Annotated in this window: 19 protein-coding genes; 2 read left to right on the plus strand and 17 right to left on the minus strand. The window is 48.1% G+C overall.

What is annotated here, in order from left to right; genetic code table 11:
* Nucleotides 1-38 precede the first annotated feature (38 nt).
* The gene (locus tag C9I98_RS02310) at nucleotides 39-1,094 is read right to left on the minus strand and encodes a TRAP transporter substrate-binding protein (protein ID WP_107271519.1); all 1,056 of its coding nucleotides are present in this window, start codon (nucleotides 1,092-1,094) and stop codon (nucleotides 39-41) included.
* A gap of 53 nt (nucleotides 1,095-1,147) precedes the next feature.
* The gene (locus C9I98_RS02315) at nucleotides 1,148-1,873 is read right to left on the minus strand and encodes an IclR family transcriptional regulator (protein ID WP_036828257.1); all 726 of its coding nucleotides are present in this window, start codon (nucleotides 1,871-1,873) and stop codon (nucleotides 1,148-1,150) included.
* Between the two features lie 236 nt (nucleotides 1,874-2,109).
* Here C9I98_RS02315 and manA (C9I98_RS02320) point away from each other — a divergent pair, with 236 nt between their 5' ends.
* On the plus strand, nucleotides 2,110-3,312 hold the full coding sequence (manA, locus tag C9I98_RS02320) for a mannose-6-phosphate isomerase, class I (protein WP_107271520.1): 1,203 nt from the start codon (nucleotides 2,110-2,112) through the stop codon (nucleotides 3,310-3,312).
* Nucleotides 3,313-3,314: 2 nt separating this feature from the next.
* Here the strand turns inward: manA (C9I98_RS02320) and C9I98_RS02325 are convergent, their stop codons facing one another.
* From C9I98_RS02325 to C9I98_RS02345, 5 genes are all read right to left on the minus strand, one after another.
* Nucleotides 3,315-4,532, minus strand: coding sequence for a sugar MFS transporter (locus C9I98_RS02325; protein WP_081878951.1), 1,218 nt, complete (start codon nucleotides 4,530-4,532; stop codon nucleotides 3,315-3,317).
* A gap of 18 nt (nucleotides 4,533-4,550) precedes the next feature.
* Complete coding sequence (locus tag C9I98_RS02330) at nucleotides 4,551-5,450, minus strand: ROK family protein (RefSeq protein ID WP_170111206.1); 900 nt, start codon at nucleotides 5,448-5,450, stop codon at nucleotides 4,551-4,553.
* A 92-nt stretch (nucleotides 5,451-5,542) separates the two neighbouring features.
* The gene (locus C9I98_RS02335; RefSeq protein WP_107271521.1) at nucleotides 5,543-7,051 is read right to left on the minus strand and encodes an MFS transporter; all 1,509 of its coding nucleotides are present in this window, start codon (nucleotides 7,049-7,051) and stop codon (nucleotides 5,543-5,545) included.
* Nucleotides 7,052-7,104: 53 nt separating this feature from the next.
* Nucleotides 7,105-8,193, minus strand: coding sequence for a beta-galactosidase BglB (gene bglB, locus C9I98_RS02340; RefSeq protein ID WP_036819156.1), 1,089 nt, complete (start codon nucleotides 8,191-8,193; stop codon nucleotides 7,105-7,107).
* Between the two features lie 14 nt (nucleotides 8,194-8,207).
* Nucleotides 8,208-10,667, minus strand: a complete 2,460-nt coding sequence (locus tag C9I98_RS02345) for a PA14 domain-containing protein (protein ID WP_036819154.1) — start codon at nucleotides 10,665-10,667, stop codon at nucleotides 8,208-8,210.
* Nucleotides 10,668-10,965: 298 nt separating this feature from the next.
* Here C9I98_RS02345 and C9I98_RS02350 point away from each other — a divergent pair, with 298 nt between their 5' ends.
* Nucleotides 10,966-12,003, plus strand: a complete 1,038-nt coding sequence (locus tag C9I98_RS02350; RefSeq protein WP_036819152.1) for a LacI family DNA-binding transcriptional regulator — start codon at nucleotides 10,966-10,968, stop codon at nucleotides 12,001-12,003.
* Nucleotides 12,004-12,064: 61 nt separating this feature from the next.
* Here the strand turns inward: C9I98_RS02350 and C9I98_RS02355 are convergent, their stop codons facing one another.
* The 10 genes from C9I98_RS02355 to C9I98_RS02400 form a co-directional block, all read right to left on the minus strand.
* Complete coding sequence (locus tag C9I98_RS02355) at nucleotides 12,065-12,823, minus strand: dienelactone hydrolase family protein (RefSeq protein ID WP_036819150.1); 759 nt, start codon at nucleotides 12,821-12,823, stop codon at nucleotides 12,065-12,067.
* 84 nt (nucleotides 12,824-12,907) lie between these two features.
* Nucleotides 12,908-13,294 (minus strand): hypothetical protein, encoded by a 387-nt coding sequence (locus C9I98_RS02360; RefSeq protein ID WP_036819147.1) that lies wholly within the window; start codon nucleotides 13,292-13,294, stop codon nucleotides 12,908-12,910.
* Nucleotides 13,295-13,318: 24 nt separating this feature from the next.
* Nucleotides 13,319-13,513, minus strand: coding sequence for an MbcA/ParS/Xre antitoxin family protein (locus C9I98_RS02365; RefSeq protein WP_036819144.1), 195 nt, complete (start codon nucleotides 13,511-13,513; stop codon nucleotides 13,319-13,321).
* A 219-nt stretch (nucleotides 13,514-13,732) separates the two neighbouring features.
* A complete protein-coding gene (manA, locus tag C9I98_RS02370; protein WP_036819141.1) occupies nucleotides 13,733-14,920 on the minus strand; it encodes a mannose-6-phosphate isomerase, class I in 1,188 nt (395 codons plus the stop codon).
* A 213-nt stretch (nucleotides 14,921-15,133) separates the two neighbouring features.
* Nucleotides 15,134-15,877, minus strand: a complete 744-nt coding sequence (locus C9I98_RS02375) for an oligogalacturonate-specific porin KdgM family protein (RefSeq protein WP_036829805.1) — start codon at nucleotides 15,875-15,877, stop codon at nucleotides 15,134-15,136.
* A gap of 273 nt (nucleotides 15,878-16,150) precedes the next feature.
* Nucleotides 16,151-19,042: a hypothetical protein gene (locus C9I98_RS02380; protein ID WP_107271522.1), complete on the minus strand. Its 2,892-nt coding sequence runs from the start codon at nucleotides 19,040-19,042 to the stop codon at nucleotides 16,151-16,153.
* 583 nt (nucleotides 19,043-19,625) lie between these two features.
* On the minus strand, nucleotides 19,626-20,228 hold the full coding sequence (locus C9I98_RS02385) for a fructose PTS transporter subunit IIA (protein ID WP_107271523.1): 603 nt from the start codon (nucleotides 20,226-20,228) through the stop codon (nucleotides 19,626-19,628).
* A 9-nt stretch (nucleotides 20,229-20,237) separates the two neighbouring features.
* Complete coding sequence (locus C9I98_RS02390) at nucleotides 20,238-21,929, minus strand: sugar phosphorylase (protein ID WP_107271524.1); 1,692 nt, start codon at nucleotides 21,927-21,929, stop codon at nucleotides 20,238-20,240.
* Nucleotides 21,930-21,948: 19 nt separating this feature from the next.
* Entirely contained in the window at nucleotides 21,949-24,609 is a 2,661-nt protein-coding gene (locus tag C9I98_RS02395) for a glycoside hydrolase family 38 N-terminal domain-containing protein (RefSeq protein WP_036818949.1), read from the minus strand.
* 60 nt (nucleotides 24,610-24,669) lie between these two features.
* A complete protein-coding gene (locus C9I98_RS02400; RefSeq protein ID WP_036818951.1) occupies nucleotides 24,670-26,076 on the minus strand; it encodes a PTS fructose transporter subunit IIC in 1,407 nt (468 codons plus the stop codon).
* Nucleotides 26,077-26,199 lie beyond the last annotated feature (123 nt).

Genomic DNA, 26,199 nt, shown 5'->3' on the forward strand with positions numbered 1-26,199 from the left:
TGCCAAGCGGAGGATTCGGTAATTACTACAGTGTCGATTTATTGAGTGGCAGTTTCTTTTTCAGCTTTCGCGATTTCATTGGTGAAAGAATCAATAATGTCAGAGCCAATCACGTCACGGTATTTATCAACAACCGACTCTGTTGCCTGACGGAATTCATTGCGTGCTTCCGGCGTAAGCTCGGTCACCTGCATATTGGCTTTGATGGTATCGAGACTGTCGTTATTCACTCGGCGGTTAACTTCACGCTGGTAATCACCTGCTTCGGTTGCTGCTTTACGGATAGCCGCCTGATCGCTTGCACTTAGCTTATTCCATGTTGCTTCACTGAAGATCAGTACCAGCGGGGTGTATACGTGGCCTGTATCTGTCATTTGCTTCTGTACTTCATACAGGTTGTTTAGCGCGATGTTCGGGTACGGGTTTTCCTGGCCATCTACCGTGCCTTGCTGCAGTGCAGTAAACAGCTCATTGAATGCCATCGGCGTAGGTGTTGCGCCCAGCGCCTTCCACGCATCCAGGTGAAGCGGGCTTTCCATGGTACGTACTTTCAAGCCTTTCACGTCTTCGACATTGGTCACGGTACGCTTGGAGTTGGTTAGGTGACGGAAACCATTTTCCCAGAAGTCCAACCCGATCAAACGACGAGACTGCAGCATTTCCAGCATGTCAGATGCGAACGGGCTGCGAAGTACCTTATCGGCAACGGCTTCGTTCGGGATCATAAACGGCAAGTCAAACACGTTATATTCTGGGTAGAAGTTTGCCAGCGGTGCCGTCGATGGAATAGAAACATCGAGGGTACCCAACTGCAACATTTCAATGGCCGCGCGGTCATCACCCAATTGTGCTGAAGGATAAATATCTACTGTTAAGTTAGTATTTTTTTCTACCAACTCTTTAAACTTACTTGCACCATCATATATTGGGTGTTGAGTATTAGAGCTCATACTAAATCGCAATGTTTGCACCTGCGATTCACCTGCGATAGTAGAGTTAGTGGTTGATTTACTGCCATTTGTAACAATTGCGGTACCAATTATTGAGGCGATAAAAAGCCCACCAATGGCTAGAATTTTTCCGGCTCTAGACATAGTATTTCCTATGAGTTTAATTTTATATAACGATATTTCGTTATGAGTAGGGATTAATTAAGTTGTTCTGAAATTTTCTGGCTATAAACTTTCATTAATGAAATTAATTCCTGCATTCGTGTGTCAGGCATATATTCTTTTATGCTTGTCACTGAAATTGCAGCAATAATGTTGTTATGTTTGTTTCTAATTGGCACAGCTACACAACGAACCAGATCTTCGTTATCTTCTAGATCAAAACTATAGTCGTGTTGGGAATACTCTTCCATTCGGGCCAACATGGCTTCAAGGTTATGGTTTGTCTGCTTGGTGATTAAGCGTTGCCACTCCATTTTCGGCATATCTATCATCAATGCCTTGCCGACACCGGTTGCTGCCAGTGGCAGCCTATCACCCACTTGTGAGCGCAACTGGATGGCTCGCTCGCCGGGAATCTTATCCAGATAGAAGATTTCATCTTCATCTTTGATCCCCAAGTGCACCGTGTCTTTGGTTTTATCGGCCAACTCTCGTAAATAAGGTTGGGCAATCTCTTTGAGTGGCATGTCTTTTTGTGCCCGGATCCCAAGCTGGATCATCTTGGTTCCTAGCACCAAGCCAATGCCTTTCACCTCGCGGATGTACCTCGCTTCAATCAATCCCTGCAAAATACGGTGCACGGTTGACTTAGGTAAATCCAATGTATCGCAAATGTCTTTCAGTTGGCGGTGACCATCTGCAATTGCATCAATCACATCGATTGCTTTATTCAGTGCTTGGTTGCCTTGCTTGGAGCTCATGATCACTCTCCTCTCTGTTGATGCTAAATATACCTGCCTGCGATATGTGAAAATGTGACGGCGCTCAATGTTCCATTTTGTGGAAAGTGATTCCCACATAGTGGAATTTTGTCTCAATTCATTATAGCCAATAACAGCCTGCCTACTTTTATCGACACCAGTTAACAATTACCCCTTTCACAAGCAAGCAACTAAGATTAATTCCATAAGATAAGTGATTGAGATAAGGGACTATCATGACAACAACCAATCTATTCCCTCGTTTCTATAAAATGAAAAATGTTATTCAGGATTATGCTTGGGGCAGTAAAACGGCCATGGGTTCCTTGTTCGGACTCAAAAACCCGGAAGGAAAGCCGCAAGCAGAGATCTGGATGGGGGCACACCAAAATGGTTGCTCGCAGGTAATTGTTGATGATCGGCCCATGCCGCTATCGGCATTCATTGAAAGTAACAAAGCCGCCTTGCTTGGTGAGAAAGAGGGAAGCCAGTTTGATGGCCTGCCCTATTTGTTCAAAGTATTAGCTGCCGATAAAGCGCTCTCAATACAAGTGCACCCCAGCAAAGAACAAGCCCAAGTCGGGTATGCCTTCGAGGAGGCCATGGGGATCCCGCAATCTGATAGCCACCGCAACTACAAAGATCCCAACCACAAACCCGAGCTTATCTACGCGCTGACCCGCTACCAAGCAATGAACGGGTTTCGCGACTACGACGAAATCGTTCGCCTGTTTAATGCAATCGGTATAGACGAGATTTCGGGATTGGTCGATTTACTGGCCGCCAACCAAAACCCTACCGGCTTGCAGCGTTTTTTTGAGACCATGCTGTCACTTGATGGCGAAGTTAAACAGGCAGTGGTCAGCCAGCTGCTCCAGCATGCGGACGCCCACCAGCATGATCCCCTATTTTCATTGATCCATGAACTGGCCGAGCAGTACCCCGGTGATATCGGGCTCTTTTCACCATTGATGCTCAACACCCTGACCCTGGAGCAGGGCGAGGCGATGTACCTTCATGCCTGCACGCCCCATGCCTACATCAAAGGCACGGGATTGGAGATCATGGCCAATTCAGATAACGTCCTTCGCGCAGGGCTCACGCCAAAGCACATGGACATCAAAGAGTTAGTCGCCTGCACCTGCTTCCGGCCTACGAAAGCAGACGATCTAAAACTAACACCAAAGCATTTCGAAGGGGTCGACAACTACCCTATCCCTGTACCAGATTTCAAGTTCACCGTTTACCACAACCCACCCAGCAGGCTGCTCAACGTAAACAGTGCCGAGATATTACTGGCTGTCGATGCGCCACTGACATTGACCCACCCCGACGGTGAAACCATGACGGTAGAGAAAGGGCAGTCGATTTTCATTGCCGCCAGCAGCAAGCATTATCTTGCCGAATCAGCAGGCACCTTCGCCCGGGCCTATAACTAAACTTAACGTCGCTTCGCTATCGCAAGCTTATTGCTGCATAAGGCAAATGACAGGATCACGGCATAACCGATCATTGGCACAGCAAAGGACAATACCAACCCCCTGCTGTCGGCTAACAATGCTTGGATAAGCGGGACAGCGCCCCCCCCTACACCGCACATGATCAATACGGCCGATGCCTTTCCAGCCAATGCGCCTAGCCCTTTTACCGCCATTGAAAAGATAACCGGATACATCACCGAGTTACACAACCCTACCAACGTCAGGCACCAAGCGCCAAGGACGCCGGGAAACACAATCGCCGATATCACCAACCCGATCGCGACCACAGCATTGAGCATGAGGATCTTCGTCGCATTGACCTTCTTCAAAACAACGCTGCCAAATAAACGGCCAATCAATGCGCCGCCCCAATACAGGGAAACAAACACCCCGGCATTTGATGAAGCTAGCGATAACACTTCGCCACTAGTGAGGTAACTGATCAGGAAAGTCCCTAACGCCACTTCGACCCCAACATAGCAAAATATCGCCAACGCCCCGAAAACAAACGTACGGTGGGAAAGCAAATCTTGCCAATGGCTATCGGCCAAGGTGCTCTTATCATCGGCTTGCTTAGGCAACAGCCGAAATAACACAGCCAATAGCAGTGCCCCACCGCCCATCACCATATAGGGCAACTGAACCGCTCCCACCGCCTCTTCAGCCCCTCTCACCAAAGCTGCCATGAATACCCCCATGCCAAGGGCAGATGCCAATGTCGTCCCAACAGAGTTCACCGATGAGCAAAAGGTTAACCTCGATGCAGCCGTATCAGCCGAGCCAAGCGAAACAGCAAAAGGGTTTGCTGCAACTTGCAGTGCGGCTATCCCCGAAGCCAATACAAAAATAGCCAGCAAAAATAGCGGATATGAGAACAGCGAAGCCGCGGGCACAAAAAGAAAACACCCCAGGGTTAATAGCCCTAGGCTCAATTGAATTACGCTGACATATCCCTTTTTCCCCATTATGTATGCCGTTGGCAAACACACTAAAAATGGCGCAATATAAAATGCCAACTGTATGTACATTGACTCAACATGATTTAATAAGAAAGCTTCTCTTAAAAAAGGCACCAGCATACTATTTAATGAGGTTAACAGCCCCCAAATAAAAAACACCAAGCTCAGCAAAGTAATCGGCATAATACTTTGCCGAGGTAATTTAGAGGTTAATTCCATATCTTCGTTTTCATTACTTTATCTAGAAACCGGTAACCATGCGGCACCACGTACCCCGCTGCTGTCACCATACTGTGCCGGTAGAATCTTAGTACGGCACTCATGATCCATGACATAGCGCGTCAGTTGTTTGGGAATATCATCAAACAGCGAAGCAACATTGGATAAGCCGCCACCAATGACAATAACATCAGGGTCAATCATATTGACGATCGTCGCGAAGCTGCGGGCAATTTGATCCACCAACTGATAGTAGGCCAACCGGCAGCTCATCTCACCAGATTGCATACCCGAAATAATTTCTGCCGCGGGCAAAGCCTGACCAAAGCGTTGCAGGTACTGCATTTCTAGCCCAGTACCTGAAATGTAGCGTTCGATACAATTACGCTTACCGCAATAACACTGCTGCTCTTGCCCGTCGCTCGATTCACTATAACCAGGTAAAGGGTTATGCCCCCATTCACCGCTAATACCGTTGGGGCCAGTTAACACCTGCTGATTGACGACTAAGCCGCCGCCACACCCCGTCCCCAAGATGACCCCAAACACGACCTGCCCGTCACTGCCCGCACCGTCAACCGCTTCAGAAAGTGCGAAGCAGTTGGCATCGTTGGCAATAAAAACATCACGATCTAACTTCTGCTGTAAGTCACTTTTTAGATCATGGCCATTAATGAAGGTGCAGTTGGCATTTTTTACCAGCCCGGTATGGGTGCAAATCGTGCCAGGAATACCAATTCCGACGCTGCCCGTGCAGCTTAAATACTTTTCGGCATCACACACTAAGTGGTAAACAGCAGCGACAAAATTTTGGTAATTATCCGGTGTCTTTATTCTCTGGTTATAAATACTTTCGCCTTCAGCGTTGAAGGCAACAATTTCTATTTTGGTTCCACCAATATCCAAGCCAAACCTAATCATGATTAACACCCACTATTATCATCATGCGATTAAAAAAGGGCAGGAAACCCTGCCCTATACCTTTTCTGTTTTTGGAAAGTTAAAGCTATTTAATTAGCAGGTTCCAACATGCCTTTTTTAGCCTTCTTTTTTGCGGCCTTATTACCCCAAATGTATTCGTATTCCCAGCCAGTCAGCATTTCCACCACTTGCTTCGCTTCTGCTGGTGCATCTTCCTTCGAGCCACCCGCTTTCAAACGATTTACCTCAGTAACTAGTACCTCGTGGTTTTCCTTGTTCAGCTTGAATCGAATTGCCCCGTACAGTGCTAGCAATGCCAGTACCGTTGGTGCCAGTAGGAACAGCCAGTAGATACCATTAATGGTGTCGAGTGTTTGTACTTCTGCGCCAGATTCGAAGCCAAGGTATTGCAGGCCGATACTTGCAATCAACATGGCAGTGGCTTGACAGATCTTGCGTCCCAGCGTCATCACACCAGAGAAGATACCCGCACGGCGCTTACCAGATAGGGCTTCGTCCACATCTGGGATAGAGTTGAACACCACCCAAGGAATAAGATAAATACCACCGCGAGCCAGGCCCATAATGACCGCACCCACCAGCACCAATACCGCCATCTCACCATCTAGTCCTGGGAGCAAGCCAAAGAACGCAAGGCTAGTTAACATAAACACAATGGCGATTTTGAACGCGTTAGAGTTGCCCGATTTCAACGCAACCCAAGTAAACAAGGTTACACCGACAAACTGCATGGCTGTCATCACACTCAGTGCAGTACCGCCCTGGGTTGGGGTAAGGCCAATCACCATGGTCATGTAGTGCATGAATAGCGAGCCGAAAATATCAAGTGCTACTGAACCGCCGATGTACATCATCAGGTGGAAGCGGAACGCCTTGAGTTGGAATGTCGTTGCCATCTCTTTGTAAAGATGAATTAGCGTATCTTTGAAGCCGCCAACCTCTTCTTTAGGTGGCAACGATGCCGGATCGCACTCCCACGTATAGCGATAGATGAACACCCAAGGAAGGGTAAACAGCACCGCAAATAGCGCACCGATATACATGAAGGCTTCAGCCTGATCGGTAACCCGCGCCATGATTAGCCCAGGAATGAAGGTAACAACAAAAGCCGTAATTTGGCCAAATGTCATTCGGCAGCTGCTCATTTTGGTACGGGTCTGATAATCGTCCGTCATTTCATTTGGCAGCGTGCTGTATGGTGTCATCACGATCGTATTCATTGTATTGAACAATAAATACGTTGCTAGATAATAACCAAAGCCAAAGCCTGAAATAAACATTAACCCGAATACAAGCAAGAATGGCGCGCCAAACAGGATAAATACACGGCGGCGACCAAATCGGGTTCTTATATTATCCGTAATATAAGCCACAATCGGATCGGTAAAACCATCCCATACTTTGGCGATTGCAAAAATCAAACCTGCTTCTATCGGTGAAAGACCAGCGACTTGAGTATAGAAATAAAGCATCCACAAGCCGATAATAGTACCAGCGCCGCTACCGAATATATCTCCGGAGCCCCATGCTATTATATTTTTCCATCCTACTTGTCGTTTCTGTGTGGTTGTTGTCATCACGTTGCCTTTTTAAATTATTATTTAATAAGTTGTTGTAGGGTGAGCTGTTATTATTTAATCCATTCTCCTTGAATTAGCTCAGTAATACACATCATGGCCAAAGCTTGCCCATAGGGAACCGGGGTATTGGGAATATCAAAATAATATTGAATATCATGGCCCATCGCCGTGCCATCTGATGCTTCTAACAAAATACCTTTACTATCAATTCTTGAGATTACGGCATCTAATGCCGCTAACCCTGATTGGGTTACCCGCGGCATCTCTGGTTCTTCAATCAACCCTGCCCGGCAGCCTCGCAGCATGCCGTAAGCAAACCCTGCAACAGCTGAGGACTCTTGGGGGGAGCTGTCATCATCAAGTACCGTATGCCACATGCCGTTGTCACTTTGGTAACCCACCAAGGCATCTACTTGCCTTCTGAACAGCGACGTTAGGTGCTGTTTCACTGCCGGGTTGATTTGTTCACCCACCAAGGCGAAAAGCTCAGGGATCGCCACTGTTATCCACGCATTGCCGCGAGCCCAAAATACCTCGGCAAAATTATGATTCCCCTCTGAGGTCCAACCGTGGAACCATAAGCCCGATTGCTTATCGGCCAGGTATTGGCTGTGGGTTAAAAACTGCAGCTCGGCTTCATGAATCAGCTCTTTTCGGTTTAACAACCGCCCGGCTTGGGCAAGAAATAAACCTGTCATAAAGAGCGTATCATCCCACAACTGCCCTTCATTCAGCCTTTCCTTTACCACATGCTGAAATCCACCGTCATAAACCCGAGGCAAAGAGTGAATGAGATAATCTGCCCAATCACTGATTAATTGATACCAATCTTGTCTATCGCTCTTTTCCGCTAATAAAGCCAAGGTGATCATTGGTGCGGTTGTATTTATTTGCGCTTCAGGCAGACCTTTATTAATTTGGTACTCAAACCATTTTTCTAGTGCGCTAAATAAGTTTTTATTGTTGGTATAGTCTGCATATTGGTATAAGCCATATATACCAACACCAATTTCCCACTCCCACTCTTCGAATTCAATTTTAATCTCATTTTCAGAACATGGATTAAAGTCACCAATGCCTTTTAATCCACACAGACCAGAACTCAACTGCTTAAGAAGTTCAACATGGTTGTTATTCATTTTACTGCTTACCATTATTTTACAATCGGATTAACATCGGCATTTTCAGGAAATAACCATGGCTTATCATTGATATAGCATTCACCAGACCAAGACAGGGTGAATGTTTGCTCTTGTGGAGAGGCCACAGTGGCGGTTAAGTCTGTACCTTCGTCACTGAGCACAATCGTTTGCTGCTTCCACTTCTCGATAATTGACTCGAAGTCGCCATTCAAGGTACCAACCGATACATGCCAGGCCGTCTTAGCCCCATAGCAACGCACTTCCCTTCCGCGGGTAATGCCGCTTTCCACCAGTTCTATTGGGCTTGAAGCCCCAATGACCGCATAGGCTTGCCCTGACCGCACAAAGCACCAATGTGAATCCACCACGATCTCATCAAGACTTTCCGCAGGTAAGTACAGGTGGGTATACGCTAAACGCGGGGCATCGCCCAAGTCATACACCATCATGGCACTATGCTGGTGCTGCATCACCCTTGGCAAAATACCATTACCCGCCCAGTAGGATGGTCGGCCATCGCCACCGGGTACGTCCTCGCCCGGGTGGTTAATCCAAAGGCGCGCTTTCGGGTTATGGGCAAATTGAACATCCAGTACATGTTGTTGGTGCCCCGGTTGCCCTGTATGGTGGTCTACCACACATGACAGCGTTACGCCCTGCTGTTTCCATGCCGTGACTTTGGCACAGCGATCCATCCCCTGAGTGTAATAAGCTTCCACCGTCTCACGCCCCGTCAAGGTTGCCACTTCATGGGTCAATGCCGATGGTTGGTACTGGCTGAGGCAAAACATCGGCAATGATGCACACATGCGGGTATGCCAACCCTGACCCCATGCAACATGACCAAACCCGGCCAGTTCTGTCATCTCATTCGCCATGAGCTCTTTTTCGTATACCCGGCCCATGGTGCCACCCGCTACACCATCCTGATAATGAAGCGCCCCCATTAGCATCAGCCGATCGATCACGACTTTCGCCTTCTCACGAATAGACGCGCACTCGGCCAGCTCGTAAAGCGCGAATAGTCCGATGTAGTCAATCGGGTAGTAACAAGATGAATTCCACTCAGTTAAACCGTGCTCAAGAATATGGTCGAACCAACAATGCAGGCGCTCGGTGGCTATTTTCTGTTGCTGCTGACCAGTACGGCCTGAACACAGGAACTGTTCGCGAGGGAAAAACTGTCCTGCTAATAGCTGAGACACATGGAAGCAAAGCACATGGTTCTCACTCCAAAACCACATTGAATCGTTGCCCGGCTCGTCTAGCCAATAGCGATAACCCAAAATGGACGAACGGGTCCGATCCCACAGTTTCTCCGGCAGCTGGGTATAGCGATGCTTATGCCAAGCCCAAAGCACAGAGACCATCCAAAAATCGGAGCAGTCTTCGCGCACACTGATCTTTTGCAGCGTGCGGTTCAATATCGAAGCGGCTTTATCGGGGTGCTGGTCCAGCTCCAACAATGCCAATAACTTGCCAGTAATATCCATACCGTCATTAGCGGTATAGTAAAGCGCATCCATTTTTCGCTTAGATAGCGAGATGCTAGAAGGGGCCTTCTCGCCTGGCATGATGTTGATGCCAAAGTGGCGTGTGATTTCAACCCCCTGCCAAAGGAAGGTCAATGCCACAGAATAATGCGCCGGTTTCAATGACGTCGGTAAGTTGACACTGAAATGTGCTTCACCTTCCTCAATGACTTGAGGTGAAACTCGCTCATGGGTTTCTTCCTCGTTAGACATCCCGGTTACCACCCCCGATATATCCAGTTGCCCTTGCAGCTGGCTCGCGCAATCAAAGTACAGCTTATGGTCGGCAACATTCATCTCAAATGCCAACTGCGAGACAAAGGACTCAAGCGTTGCAACGTTTTCACTATCAAGCTTGGCTAGGCTCGCATCGATGGTACGCGGATCTAAAGAAGTCAGCTCAAATAAGAATTGGGTATCGCGCTCATAGAGCTCTTCGGCATGAACAACAATTTCGTTTGTCCCCGCATTCAGAGGCAAAGCCACTTCCGTTTGTTGCTCAGTATTTCTTTGAAAAGGCGTAAACGTGCTAGCCAACTTGCCATTTACCCAAATTCGCACCCCACCACAGGTAGATAGCCTAAAGCGATACTCACCTGCTTCAGCAACAGTCAGCAAGGTTTCGGCCCAGCGTTGCTCATGGGTTGGAATATGAATAAAGCCAGAGAAATCAACTTTGTGGCTACCATTGGCAAAATAAACCAGCTCAGTCGGGGCCTTATCAGCCAAATTCACGGTCCGGTTCGCCATCGACTGCCAGAACACTTTGCGGCAAGGTAAATCACCAACATCAACAAAGCCGTTCTTGAACTTATATTGCACACGGTCAACCATGGTTTCATGATCTTCAAACTGACCGAAGCGGCGTTGTATTGGCTGAGAAACCAAAAATCGAGTCAAGGTATCGCCTTGATTTATCTTCCAGCTAGCGTTCTGCATCGTTACTACTCAATATCAAAATGTTGTTTCATTTTACAACCGCAGAGCCTGAGTGCAATATTTGCATTTGTTGCACAATTTAATTTCGAGATTACTGTCTCACACACCGTATTAAACCAGCCAAAACCAGTGAGACCGATCACATAAAAGGACTAGTTTTAGTGCAAAAAGGCGGAGATACATCATAAAACCATCCCCGCCAATGCAAAATTTGCACTAAGTGAGCAATCAATGCAAAAAGTCTAATTTTCATGGTAAACTGCCGACAATAACGTCAAATAATGAGAATAGATTCAGCGTGACTTTAAAAGATATTGCACAGCAGGCAGGTGTTTCTGTCAGTACGGTTTCGCGGGTGCTAAACGGGACGGCAACCATTAGCCAACCGGTCAAAACTCAGATTATGGATATCGCGCAGGCAACGGGGTATCTAGATAAAGTAAGAAAAAACAAAGCTGTTGAAGCCCCCTCCCTGGCAGGCAAAAAGCTGCTACTGGTTACTCCCCGCGATGCAATATTGAATCGCAGCGGTAATATGATTTCCTACGCCTTGGTAGAGTCGATCAAAAAAGCATGCAATGAGCAGAATATCGCGCTAACCTCATTCTTGACCGAAGCTAACCGCCTGTCAGTGCAAAAGTTGCATCAGCTTCTCAACAAGCAACAGTACGATGGCATCGTAGTGGTATGGGCAGATCAGTCTGAACTGCTTGCGGTCATTAGTGATCATCACATCCCTACTGTCTTGATCAATGGTGAGGACAGGGCCATGAATGTTGACTCGGTTGGGGTCAGCAACCGCTACGGTGCGATGGCGGCGGTGAATCACTTACTGGATAAAGGCCACCACAATATTGGCTTGCTTAGCTATTCTGGCCGCCAAACCATTTACCTTCGTGAAAACGGTTACCGTGATAGCTTGTATAATGCCAAGCAGCCGATTAACCCCAATCACCATATTACCGCCGAAAACTTTAGCGATGATGCCGCTGAAGCCGCTGTCGAAGCATGGTTGGCTAATCACGACACCCTGCCGGTGAGCGCGCTATTTTGCGTTACAGACGGCCTTGCGCTCGGTGCCATGTCAGCATTACAAAAACACGGTTATCGTATCCCTGAAGACATCTCCATCGTTGGCATGGATGGCATTCTGCCGCTTGATTTGATCGAGCCGCAGTTGACTACAGTCAAGCTACCTTTTGAACCCCTACCCGCTGAAGCCCTACGCATACTGGAAAGGCAAATCTGCTTTGGTGAAAAGCGTGAATACCATATTCACCTAGAGCTGAGTTGTGAGTTGATAGAGCGAGATAGCGTTAGGGCAATTGATGGCTAAGTATTAATTAGCTATGCCATACTCCAATACAAAGAAAGAGCCAAAGGGCTCTTTCTTTTTACTAAATTTCATCTAAATAGGTTAAGAATCGCTGCCACGATTTATAGTCAGCATCTTGGCGGTAATTATTAGAGCCATACACAGTGAATGCATGGGGGGCACCACTGTAGACAATCATCTCGTTACTTACCCCAGCTTGCTCAAGCTCTTGTGATAATCCGGCAAAATCAGCCATCGGAATGGCTGCGTCAGCGGCACCATGAAGGACCAAGATATTGCCTTTCGACTTGGTGTAATCCTGCCCATCAGGGGTCTTTAGGCCGCCGTGGAAGGTAACAAAACCCTTCATATCCGCCCCCGAGCGAGCCAGCTCCAGTACCGCAGCCCCGCCGAAACAGTAACCCATCGCAACGGTATTATCGGTATTAGCCCCAAGCGAATCAGCCATCGTTATGGCACCTTCCATTAAATCACGCATTTTCTGGCGGTCTTTATACAGCTCACCGGTATGCTGGCGCTTGTCTTTCATTTCGGTTGGGCGAACCCCAGCTCCGAATAGGTCAGCGGCAAAAACGGCATAACCTTCCTCAGCCAGCATTTGGGCCCGCTTAACTTCATAATCGGTGAGTCCATCCCAATCATGGATCAATAAGATCAGCGGGGCATCTTTCTCGGCAGGGGTAATATAGTACCCTTCATAATTTTCGCCATTCACCTTGTACTCAACGTCTCGGCCTTGTTCTGCCCACGCTGCGGTAGATAGGGTCGTTGAGATAGAAGCCAACGCGATCACTGCACCTGCTGCCAGTCTGCTTTTCATTACACTCTCCCATGTATATTGCGACATAACTGCATAGGTAAGTGTAGGCAAACTCAGCAAGAGTTTGTGACAGTACGAAATTTTTTAGTCGAGATCCGCCAAGGCAAGATCCAACTCAGGGCTTGGATGCCAATCATCAGCGACGACATCACCGTGTTTAACGGTATGCAAGTCAGTACCCGGACGAACAAATACATTGTGGGGTACGCCAACTTTGGCTGTCACGATCTCACCGGAGGTATATTGCTTCACGACAGGAACGCCATCGTGCAACTCGGCAAACAAGATCGAACCCGACTGCACGATATAGGTCTCGAGTGTACTGAGGTGATAATGGCTATTTTGCCACGCCCCTCTATCGCCACAGCCCGCTCCCTGATAGACAGTACGGATATAGCCGGAGCCATCATTGGCTTTCATGCGGTAACGGATTTCCCCATTCCCCATCACTTCTTTGCTGGTCTCTAACAACGGATGTGGCTCCAACTGGGTTAACTACTTATCGGCATTGAGCTTTTCAAGCAATGTGCTGACCTGCTCCACACCTTTGGCAGAGTCGCATAAACTGATGGGGGTGACTAGCCCTAGCTCAATGTTTTCAGTATTAAACCATGATTCAGTTTGTTGCTGATCATCAAAGTAATCGTTGGCAAGATCCAACAATGTTTGGGGAATGGCTGGCTTTTCCATAAGCGTTCTCCTTATTCACTTCCTCACTCTCATTAAGCTACCGATAAACCACACACTTAGCCACTACCAAGCTCACATTTGCTGTGCTGATTGTGTGAGCTAAAAAACAAAAACGCCAAAGTGCCTATTTAACGTACTTTGGCGCCGCTTAATCGGGTCATTCGCGATTAATGCACCCTACTCAGGGCAATGGCTTCGCTGGGGGGCGCGATAAACCATTTAGTTAAATGCCCGGACAGCTTTACCTATCCCGGAATACTGGTATGTCGCACACCACTCGGGGATCATGGCAGATTCACCGGTTCTCAATGTCAGTGTTGAGTCAGCCGTCTTTAGTGTTAGTTCGCCTTGCAGGCACAGCAAAATTTCAGCACTTCGCACATATTCAGTGTGCGTGTCTTCGGTGAGGGTCAATACTTCAAAGCCAAAGTCATCGACAGGCACCAAGTAGCGTTCCTTATGCCCTTGTACCTGAGGTTTCAGCTTCAAGAATTCGTATGGAATTGGCTCAAAACGGGTATTCTTCAATAACTCTTCGACATCCATATGTTTTGGCGTTAAGCCAGCACGCAACACGTTGTCTGAACTCGCCATGATTTCAATGCCTGTTCCCTTAATGTAGGCATGGGGGGTTTCTGCATCGAGAAACATCGCCTCGCCGGCGGTCAGCTCAATCACATTCAGCATCAGCGGCGCGAACAAGCCCACATCATCAGGGTACTCCTGCGCAAATTCAGCTATCAATCCAAAAGCTTCGCGCGCCTTACCGCTCGCGCCCTTGTTGTCGATACCCGTCATCAATTGTGAAATCGCCAATGTTTTCTCATCACCCGACAAAGAGATAAACCGGCGGAAAAACATCCCGAGTTGGATGGGTGTTGGGTATGCCTTCAGCTCTTCGACATCTTGCTTGAGAGCGATACAGCCAGATTGTTCGAACAGCTCGACCATTTCAGAAATAACGCGAAAGCCGTTCATCGCCTTGTAATTGGTTAGGGCGTAAACCATCTCCGGCTTGTGGTTTGGATCTTTGTAATTGCGCTCTGGCGCATCTAACGGAATACCCGCCTCGTTTTCACGCGCAAAGCCCTGCATCGCCTTTGATTTTTCAGGGTGAACCTGAATAGACAATGGCTTATCCGCCGACAGCACTTTCATTAAGAAAGGTAATTCGCCATATCGCGCTTGGGTATAGCGTCCCAGGATATGCTCTGGTGACTGGTCTATGTAGGTTGAAAGCAATTGGCTTTCGCCTTGGTTACTGATCTGAGAGCAACCATTGGGATGTGCTCCCATCCATAATTCGGCCTGTGGTAAATTGCCTGGGTTATTAATACCAAACAACGCATTCATTGCTGTTTTACTGCCCCAAGCATAATTCTGGATAACATTCGACAATTTAAACATATTTAATTTGCTCTTTTATTTCAGGTATGAGAAATAACTGCCGAGCTTTCACCCGGCAGAATATGAATGAATTCCACGTACAGTTGGAAATACCTCATGTAAAAGAGGTGATGCTTAAATTAAGTTCGGTGCTTATTTATTATCAATTTTCACTTAAATAAAATTGATGGATAAATAATGAAGTTACCAGTGTTTACTGTACGGCAGCGGAAATTAAAGGTTCATGACAAAACCGAAACGGATAGCGTAGTCATTCTCACGCTCACCATTTGAATTAACATAGGTTTCATCCAGCGATACCAATTCCATGTATGGCGTCCAAGTGTCGTTCAACTTGTAGTTCACCATGACAGTGTGCTCCCAGTAATCGTCACGGCCAGTACCCTGATCAACTCCGTCTTGGAAACGGTAGCGCGGGTTATACATCAGGCCAACATCACCCACTGATTTGGAGAACCAAATGTCGAACTGGTTTGAAGAGCCGCGAGTGTTACCACTGCCGTCTAGGTAGGTTTTGCCATTGGCATCGTTCGACCAGTTGTAGCGGTAACGACCCGTTACAGACAAGCCATTGTCAAAGCTCGTACCCAGTTTCAAATATGGACGGTATTCCGTCCAGTTTGGCGCAGTCACCAATACCAAACCCGGTGACCAGTAAGTGCTGTCGTTAATCTGGAACTTATAGGTTGCTTCAAACTCTTGCGCAGCCGCTTTTAGGCCGTTTTTATCTTCATCGTTTGAATCATTACCGCCAAAGTAACTGTCGTTGTGGATCTGGGCTGCTTCCGCACTGAAATAAAAGCCATTATCAAAGGTGTGCATAAACTTTACGCGGCTATCTTTATTTTCAGAAGTGGTGTTGTAACCCAAACGAACGTCTAACTTTGTCTCGCCGGCAAATGTAGGATAAGCCGTACTTGCTAATAAAGCAGCACAGATCAGGGCGTGTTTTTTCATTATTAAGCCTATTTTAAATAGTGGTATTTTGTTTCGAGGTCACTATAAAAGGCGATGAAAGGGAGGTAAAAGGTATGGTCATACATTTGATGTATGAAGGTTCATGTGGAAGTTTGGTCACAGAATAAATAACCATAATGACATGCTATTATGAACTTTAACCTCAAGCAGTTTCATAATAGCATCGCCATTATTTATCCGTATATTCTGATTGGTATATTAATTATTAGTTCCCCAAAATACGTCCGGATTTTTATTGCCATTCAAACCCATTCAAATTGCATTAGTTTCGATATTAACCAACTCGTAGCTTGCCCCTTGCTGTTCATCAAACGTAACCTGAATCACCTTCTGCTTGCTATAAGGGATGCGGATAATCGAGTCGGTTTCATTTATCTGTTCAACATCAATCCCGTCAGCGAAGGATTCAACATCATTTGCGTTTAGCAAAGGGATCACCAACGAGATCAGGGTGAACTTTTGTCCAGGCTGTAAGGGCTTATAAGCACTAAACCACTCCCTTTTTTCAGGATCAAAATGGTTATTGGTTAACGTGATATCGCTATCTTCTGGGGTTGAAGCAAATACAATTAAGGTATCGCTGCCTAGCTTCTCCTCAAGAGGCAGTGGGTGCGGCAACATTCGCTGCTGCCCCCGTAATAACACCCAATTGTCACCCTTCGCCGCTTTAAACTGTGGCAATACCTGGTAGATAGCCCCACCATTATGGCTCCCCCAATAAGTGGTTGTCGCCGAAATCGTATCGGATACCACCGCAATACCATTGTGCAACAACACGACTTGGCGCTTTGCTTCTACGCCGCTGTATTGGTGGCGACGATAATCGACATAACCGTAAGCCGCGTTTTTACCCATCGCCATCGCGCCGTAACTCTCGACCACATAACCGTGCGAGGGTTTATAGCCCATTACTTGGTAAAACTGCTCTTTATCCCCCGGGGCTGACACCTCTTTAGACGTGTAGGGCGCACTTGGGTAACGATAGGCAGTCGGATTGATGTATATACCGTTATTTTTGTTGGCTTCCGCCCAGCGCTTCATCCTCGTGACAGTATGTGCCCCATTGAAGTTATAAGCATCAAGGCCGGTACGATGATCCGACGCTGCCTTATGCTGGGTATAGCTTAAGTCCATCAGCAAATAAGGGGCGCGGGGATGATGCCCCGTCGAGAGCACCAGCTTATCTTGGACATCGACATATTCAGTATCTCCCCTGTTCAGCAACAAACCATCGTATGCACAGCAAGAAGTGATTCTCTGTGTCGCCCTAGATGGAACATCAACCGGCGCAGGCTCGGCCAGCACCACATCCGTCGCATCAATGCCCAGCGGCCATAAGTCAGCCTCATACGCGTTCGCTGCTATCTTGCCGTGCTGCTGGCGATAAAATGCCTCATACTTTCTTGCCACATATAGGTAGAATGGGTTCTGCCACAAGCGATACCCCATTTTCAAATCCCACGGCAAACTGCCACCAGCCGATATCCTTATCTGGCCCTCGGAAATCGTCTCCATCGACTTGCCCCACTTGGCCGACTGCCCGCTACTCATCACGGTTCGCGCCATACGATCCATCATGCGCAGCAAGTGGTCTGAATCGGCGACATCAGCTTCAAAGCCGTGGCGAAGGGCAATGTTCAAAATAATATGAAAGCCGGTATTCGCGTCATAATGGGGAGAGTTATCGCCGTCATAAGACATCTGGGTGACATTTTCCCAGAAGGCTTCAAAGGCCTCTTTGACTTTTGGAAAGCGTGGACTGTCTTGGTATAGAAGACTAATGGTTGAGGCCACATCCATGGCAAAGACTTCTTTATTGTACCCCGTGGTGTAATAAGCATTGTCATAATAGGGCTCGGTTCCTTCAATGTACGTCGAGATGAAGGTTTCCAAGTTTTGTTTGAACGCCTCAGCTTCTGGGGTGCCGTTATCGAAGGCATCAAGCATGTATAGCCCCCAAGCATAATCCGTATAGAAGCGGATAGGTGTAACTTGCTTTAAATCGTTGATGCTACCATCGCTTTGTTCAATGATCTGCTGAGCATACAGCCTTGCTTTTTCCCCTTCTTGGCGAAAGCGAGTGATGACTTCCGTCTTCCACTCTGGGTAATAAGCACTTTCTGTGGTTAGCATCACCAAAGTGCGCAAAGCGCTCTTGGCATCACTTTGCTTATTAATTTTATCAATAAACTCATCAATCAGTTGTGACGCATTACCGGCAGCATTTTGCTGGGCTAGATAGGCAAAGTAATCATCGTACACGGCCTGCAATTCCCGCTCACGAAGTATGATTTCATTCTCGCTCTCGTTATGGGGAGCATAATTCATCGGATAAACATAACTGCCTTCTGGCGCCACATTGCCCACTGAGTTCTCAAGTTGGTCAAGCTCATTCCCGTCTCCGTCCTTGCCCTCTTCTTCAACATCAAGACCATGGTTTAAGCTAAATACAAATCGGTCGAGCGTCATCCCCTTCTCCCGATCTTGAACTTTGAAAGTGAGCGTCTCACCCACATCTTCTTCGGTCACGACAAAGTGGTTATTAATACCGTACCAAAAGAACTTTCCTTCCTGTGGGTTACTCAGCGGGCTCGACTCGATATCGCTATCTTGGGGAAAGCGCGAACCCAACTGTTTGGTGGGCTCGCCTCCAAATTCTGCCGAGATATAGAAGGAGTCTTCGCCACCGTAGGAGTCTGTGCCTCCTCTTTCGAACATTGAGCTGCGGAAATAGAATCGATAAGTCCCCGGCGTATTGAACACAAGGTCGTACTCAACCGTTGAGCGCTTCTCATTGGTGTTGTAGCGTATATCGGCCAACAAAGCGCTATCACCGGATGCCGGAAACTCGCTGATCTCCGGCAGCACATCCGAATCAAAATCCGAAGTAAATTCATTGATGCCAACAACATTAAAGCCATCGTTATCGCCATGGTGGCGGATAATGCGATGATATTTTTCGGCTTCAAAAGCAATATAGCTGCTATCCACCCCCTGCACGAAAGCACCTTGGGCCGGTAACGTTTCATTAAAATGGCTAGCGGGTTTATCGGCAAAACTAGCAACTTTCGCCACGGCGTAACCGGAGATAAAAGGCGTGAGTATTAGCAAAGCGTATGATGCTAAGTGACGGAAAGTACCCATGAATGGCCCAAGATTAAAAGGAATAATCCGCCATTAAATCTTTTGCTATTTAGTTAGGCAATATGCTTGTTTTTCAAAGACTTTATATAAACAGCCGCCACCAGCGGTAGCGGGTAAAACATAAAATATAAAATATATATTTAGGCTATTTTATTAGCTAAATACTGCCTAAGTTCTGGGCTCCGGGTTAAACGAACACATAACAAGATTCGATAAACAAAAAAGCTGCTCACGTTAAGTGCGCGCTTTGTACTAGCTCTTGCTCCTCCCCTTTTCAAGGCCGGGAGGGGTTAAATCCACCACATCTCACCACCAACCCCAACTACCTGACACCTACCTTCAATTTTCAACAAACCAACCCCATCTAACTTCCCCTTGTTTTAACAACCCCGCTCTCATAACCAATGGCGAACAAGGGGAAGAACTAGTTCAACGATGACGGTTAAAACAATACACAATAAGGTAGTCAGCTTGGCTCGCAATCGCTAAGTGTAAAACCAAAAAAAGGGTGTGGACTGAAGTCCACACCCTTTTATCTGATCATCTACCTTAGCGGTAGTTCAGCTGGTTTTGATTGTTTAATCTAAAGCAACAAGAACAAAAACGCTGAAATCAATACCCCGGCGCCAAGCACCAATGGGTAGGCCATTTTGCTGATGTCCTTACCGGCTTCATCTTCCAGTTGTTCTTGCTCAGATGCAGCCACTGAAGAGGCTTGCTCAAGCTCTTCTTCCTCGGCACCAAACATCTTCATGACTTCTTTCGCCGTTTTAGCTTTAAGCAGCTCATCACGGAAGTCATCATCCACCAACGACGAGGTTAGCGTCGTTAGCACTTCCATGTGGGTAGAGCCTGCTTGTGCAGGCGGAATAGCCAGCAGGAAGATCATGTTGACTGGCTCGTCACCGTCCAGGCCTTGCCACATCAGTTCGTCTTTAACGAAAGCGCAAGCAAACACCGGCTCGGTCACCGCGTCAGATTTACCATGAGGAACAGCCAGGTATTCACCCAATGCCGTAGGCCCCTCTTCCTCGCGCTTCAATACCGCATCAAGGAATCGTTGCTTATCGGTCAGCTTGCCGGTGAGCTCCAGCTTGTCAGTCAGGGCATTGATCGCCGCAAGACGATCATCAAACACAGCATCAAGTAAAATAAGGTTTTCTGAAGTAAGTTGTGCAAGTTTCATTGTGATTTCCTATTGCTGTGTCAACCAAACAAACTGATAAGGTTGCAGGGCAAAACCTGCCTCAAGCGATTGCTGCGAGACCAAATCAAAGCCCGCTAGCGATGCCGTCGCCTGTGGTTGTGATGACAAGTTAACAACCAAGGTCACCGCCGCTTCACCTTCACCACGCACAAGGCCAAACAGGCCATTGCCAAGCTCGAGCACTTTCTGAGCCGACGCCGGAGAGAAGGCTTTGTGCTGCTGGCGCAGTTCAAGCAAGCGGATCATTTCCCCGTAAACTTGTTGGCGCAAGCTGCCTGGTAGCGCAAGCTCGGTTTCAAGGCTATCGATATCAAACTTCTCGCGGTTGATGCGGCGATTGATACCCGATGACTCCATCCCCGCAATATCATTCTCACTACCCAAGAAGCTATGGTAGTAAATTGCCGGCACGCCGATAAACGACAGTAAGATAGATTGCGCCGCCAAGAACTTCTTCGCCTTGGTGTCAGCATCATCTTCTGGCTCGGTGATCGCGCTCAGGTAGTTGATGTTCAGTTCATAAGGCGACTGGGTACCATCACTGTTGTTCTTGAAGTTAACGCGTCCGCCCTTACGCTGAACCTGTTCGCACATCATCATGCGATCTTCATCGCTCAGGATGCCTTCTGTCGGACGAACACCGATACCATCATGGCTTGCCAGGAAGTTAAAGTAGGTTGTCTTGCGCCCTTCAGCCAGCGATGCCATGGCTTCTTCGGTTAACCCTTTCGCCCACTGGGTTAGCACGCTGCTGTTTTCGCTCATGAAAGCATGCAAGGTTAGCGGTGGTAGCGGGAACTGATACACCATGTGTGCTTCGTCGCCATTACCGAAGTAAGAGATATTCTCTTTGTGCGGTACGTTGGTTTCGGTGATCAGTAGCGAGCCCGGCATCACCTCATCCATGACAATGCGCCACAGCTTAATAATTTCGTGGGCTTCCGGCAGGTGGATACAAGTGGTATTCAATACCTTCCAAATAAAGCCAATCGCATCCAAGCGGATTGAGCGGCCACCGTTGGCAGCATACATCAGCAAAATATCGATACTTTCCAGCAGCACTTTCGGGCTCTTGAAGTTGATATCAATCTGGTCATCCGAGAAGGTCGTCCATACATGGGCCACGTCGCCCGATGCCTTGGTAAATGGCGTCAGCAACGGCAACGCTCGCGGGCGTGTCACACTTGAGTAATCCAGCGCCGGATCTGATACGACAAAGTAATCCTGGTAGGCTTCATCACCAGCAAGGAAACGCTGGAACCAGTCGCTGCTTTGCGAGATGTGGTTAATCACGCAGTCGTACATCAAGTCGAAGTTATCTGCCAGCGCATTCAGCTCTTTCCAGTCACCCAGGTTAGGGTCAACTTGGCGGTAGTCCACCACGCTGAAACCATCATCCGAAGTGTAAGGGAACATCGGCAAAATATGAATATTGCTGATGGCACCTTTCAGGTACTTATCGGCAAAGTGCTTCATGGTTTGCAGCGTTACTTCGCCTTCGCGCTGGAAGCTGTCGCCATACGTAATTAAGTAAGAGGTGGTTTCATCAACCCATTGTGGGTATTGCGGCGCTTTGCCACGCCACTTTTCAACCAACGCCAGAATGTCCGTGGTAATCGCTTGTGCTTGCTCTTCACCGTAAAGGTGCGCCACTTTGCGGTAGATTTTTTCGTTCATCATGATTATTTCCCAGACCAACTTAAATTTTGAACGTCAAACGAAGATCGATGCTGTTATTCGGCTGCACCACCCAGTCACCTGCCTGCGGTTGCTCGCGGTAGTTCACTCGCTCCACATCGGCAAAATGCGCAAACGAAGTCATGTCGAGCAGCTGCTCGTGCTCGGTGGCGTTAAACAAGCGCACAATCACTGAGTTTTCTTTGTAGAAGGCATGGCCGATACTCGATAGCTCCAATGCTTGGTCAATGTCAAACAAGCTGTAGCACTTCTTACTGTCACGCTTATCAAAACGCACTTGGAAACGCTCCAAACGGTTTTCGAAGCTGTTCAAGTTCTGCTTCTGGTAGCTAAACGGCATATCAAGATATTCACGCTCAAGCTGACGGACTGTTGCATGGTCGGCATTCGCCGTCAGTGCCAATGAGAAACTGAACACCATGGACTTCTGCAGCTGGGCATCTGGGGTATATACCACGGTATTGTTAATGCCTGATGCACGGCCCGGGCGCCATAGCAGATCATCCTTACCCAAGCGTCCAGTGGCTTTAAACAGGGTAAGGGCAATCTTATCGTTGTGCTCACCCTTTAGGATTTGGAACTCTTTAAGGCCGCGGCCATTAATCACCAATGCCTTGGACTCACCATTGCCTTGCTCGGCAATCGCAACGGCACCATCGGTGGTCTCGATATCGATTGGGCATTCGCGGTATTTCTCTCGCCAGCCTTCAATACTTGGCGCCACCGGACGTGTCATGAGTGCAAACGGCTGGGTACTGATAGATTCACCAGTTTGTAGATCGGAGTTGATCAGCACGCGTACACGGTGATCATCAACCTGGTTAACGGTTTCGATATCAACCTGAAGCGCCGCATTGCCGGCTAGTAGCGTCAGGGTCACATCAAAGCTTGCCTGTGCATTTTGCTCACCCTCAACACGGGCTTGCAAGTCGCCCGGTACGGCCACGGCGGCGCGCACTGTCATCGACTGTTGCAGTTCACCCACACTTGTCGCTTGCCAGCTGAGGTCACCACTCAAGATTGGGCTATCGCCCTCCAGTGGCGAGAAGTCATATGAGTCGCCATCATCGGCCTGCTCTTCAAACGACAGCAACTGAGAAATCACACGTCCAGATTGCTTGTCTTCGAGCAGCAGCTGGCCATCGACCAAGCTCAATTTCAACGCTGAGTTTTCGATGGTCGTTTGCGCCGTCGCCGACATATGGCTACTGATTTGCTCGCTCGAGGCTTGAGAATCGGTTTCAGCACCTACCAACTGGAATACCTGGTAGCCCATGGCTGGAAGTGCATCGACTTCAACATTAAGTTCAAAGCGGTAGTACGGCGGTACAGCCACTTCCTTCTCGCCATCTTTGGTGACTTCAATCACCTTGCCACCATCCAAGGTTTCACGCTTGATCACCTCAGACTTAAGCACCGTCTCACCGTCCGTCAGTGCCACGTTCGCACTTTTTGAGAACGCCACAACCTTGACCAAACCACTGTATGGCTGGATCTGACCATTGAAGATCATCACCTCGTTATCATCACAAGCATTGGTCGCAATTTCTTTCACTACCAAGTTGTACAAGCCATGGCAGATTTCCTCTGCCTGCTTAAGGCGGTGCATGATATCGGCATTGGTCGCATCACTGTTACAGCCACCCATGCTATCGTGGGCATGACATTCCAAGATCTTCTTCCAAGCAATGTCAACCAGCTCGGTATGTACGGTAATACCTTGCGCCTTAGCGATGGCAATCACCACTTCAAGCTTCTTCAGCAAGAACTGCTCAATCTCGAAGTTCAGTTTCTTGATGTCGTAACGCACCGAGCCGATGGTCTTATGGATACGGGTGTAACGAGGGGCTTTGAATTCGCCTAGGTAGGTCTCGAAGCCTTCGCTGTTACCTCGTAGAAAATCAACAAAGCTCTCCATCGACGAAATCGCATACACATCACCCTGCGGCGAACGCTCGCTCGCAGCAGCCAAGGTGGCTGGCAAATTAGGGTCGATGTTGACCTGATCGCCACCCGACGGAATAAGCACTTCATCCAGACCAGAAAGGGATTTGATTTTCTCGATCATCGGGAAGATTTTCTTATCCAGATGATCGGCATCCGGCACGATATTCTTCGCCGCACCATAGCCGTGGACCAGGTTGTAAGCGTAGATCTGATCGCCGCCCGCAGACTGCCAGAAGAAGTGGGATTTCTCGACTTGATCGTCGTAGTCAATACCGCGCCAGAACACGATATTGTCGATTCCCATGCCCTTAAACAAGGTTGGCATTTGAGCATTATGACCGAAAGTATCCGGCAGGTAGCCCACCTTCATGCTGTGGCCTAGCTCCTCGGCAATGTGCATTCCGTATTTCAAGTTACGGATAATCGACTCACCCGCAACATTGTAGGTATCTGTTTGGGTGTACCAAGGACCAATAAACAGCTTTTTATCGGCAACCAGTTTAGCCATGCGCTCACGCATATGCGGTAGCACCTTCAGGTAATCTTCAACGATGGCTGACTGACCATCTAGGTGGTAACAGCTGTAATCCTGCTGGTTTTCTAACGTTTCGATTACTTTAGTGAAGTTATAAGTAGCCAAGACATCGCTGTCTTGCTGAGTGAAATACCACTCGCGATCCCAGTGGGTGTGGGGAATGACATGCACTTTAGCCATGTGGAAACTCTCAATCTTTATTTCATTGGGAGGGCGGCCATCGCCGCCCGAGTGGTGGAATTAAGCACTGGCCTTTTGGCCAACTGGCTTAGTACATAGCAGCAATGCCACTGCGATGAACGCCGAACCAGCAATCACCGAGATGGTGTAGCTCACTGGATCTGATGATAGGAACCAACCCCATACCGCAGGAAGCGGCAGGCTCTGCCATACATCCAATACCACAGCCAGCTGGGTACCGATGATGGAGCCAAGAATCATGATAGGGATCATCTTAGGGTTCTTAAGGATGAATGGGATTGCACCTTCGGAAATACCGATCAAGCCAAGCATCAGCGAGGTTTTACCCACGGTGCGCTCTTCGCTTGAGAACACCGGTTTGCGGAACTTACCGTCGAGCATTGCGGCCAAGCCCACGCCGATAGGCGGGATAACAATACCCAGCTCACGTGCAACCAAATCGAAGCCTTCGCCCATACCGTTAAGGCCAAGGGCAACCGAGCCAGCGGCTTTGTTGATTGGGCCACCAAGGTCAAACGCAGTACCCGCGGCAATCACCATGGAGTAAATACCACGTCCTGCATCACCGGCCTGGGTAAACAGGTCAATCATCGCTAGGTTAAGCGCACCAAAGAACGGGTTGATGGCATATTCCATGGTCAGGACCATGACAACACCGGTGACAGCCGGTACCAGCAACATGGTTTTTAACGTGGTCAGCTCCGATTTCACCTTGATAGTATTATTGAGGTAACGTACCAAGTAACCCACCAAGAAACCGATGGCAATGGCACCGAAGAAGCCTGATGGCGCCCATTCTTCGAGCCCGAAGAAGCGCTTGTAGACTTCATCACTCATGATGCCGCCGATAAAGGCAGGGATCAGCGCGGGTTTACCGGCAATGGAATACGCCAAGTAAGCGGCAAAAATCGGGTACATGAACTTGATTGTCATGAAACCGAGCTTGTCTAGGGTTTCAATTGGCGTGCCGGAGATATCAATGAACTCACCGGTGATCTTGGCAACGGCCATCAACAAGCCGCCCAGTACCACAACCGGCAGCATGTAGCTGATACCCGTCATGATATGGCCAATCGCCACTTGATAAGCTGAACGTTTTTCTTCAACCACGTCTACGGTGTCCGTTTTTTCTTTACCACGAGAGAAAACAGTCGGCAGCAGCTCATCAACACGCTTGATCAACTCTTGCGTGCGAACTTTCAGCGGGTTGGCATTATCGAAGCGCTCCATGTCCATGATTGGCACATCCACTGCCAGCACCACGCCGTCAGCCGTCGCGATGTCATGGGCAGTCAGCTTATTCTTCACGCCGTCGCTGCCTTGGGTTTCAACCTTAACTTCATACCCCTGCTTTTCGGCCCAGCTCTGAATCTTCTTCGCCGCCATAAAAGTATGTGCAATGCCGGTAGGGCAAGCGGTCACTGCAACAAGCTTTTTCTTACTCATGGTTGTTCACCGTTATCTTTATAAACTGCAGTCAGTATATTGAGCAGCCAAGTATCTCTATACTGTTTCGTAGTACAACCCACGTATGACGGTACTTTTGTGATAGTTATCAAGGAAAAAATC

The sequence above is a fragment of the Photobacterium sanctipauli genome, assembly GCF_003026495.1.
Classification (GTDB): Bacteria; Pseudomonadota; Gammaproteobacteria; order Enterobacterales; family Vibrionaceae; genus Photobacterium; species Photobacterium sanctipauli.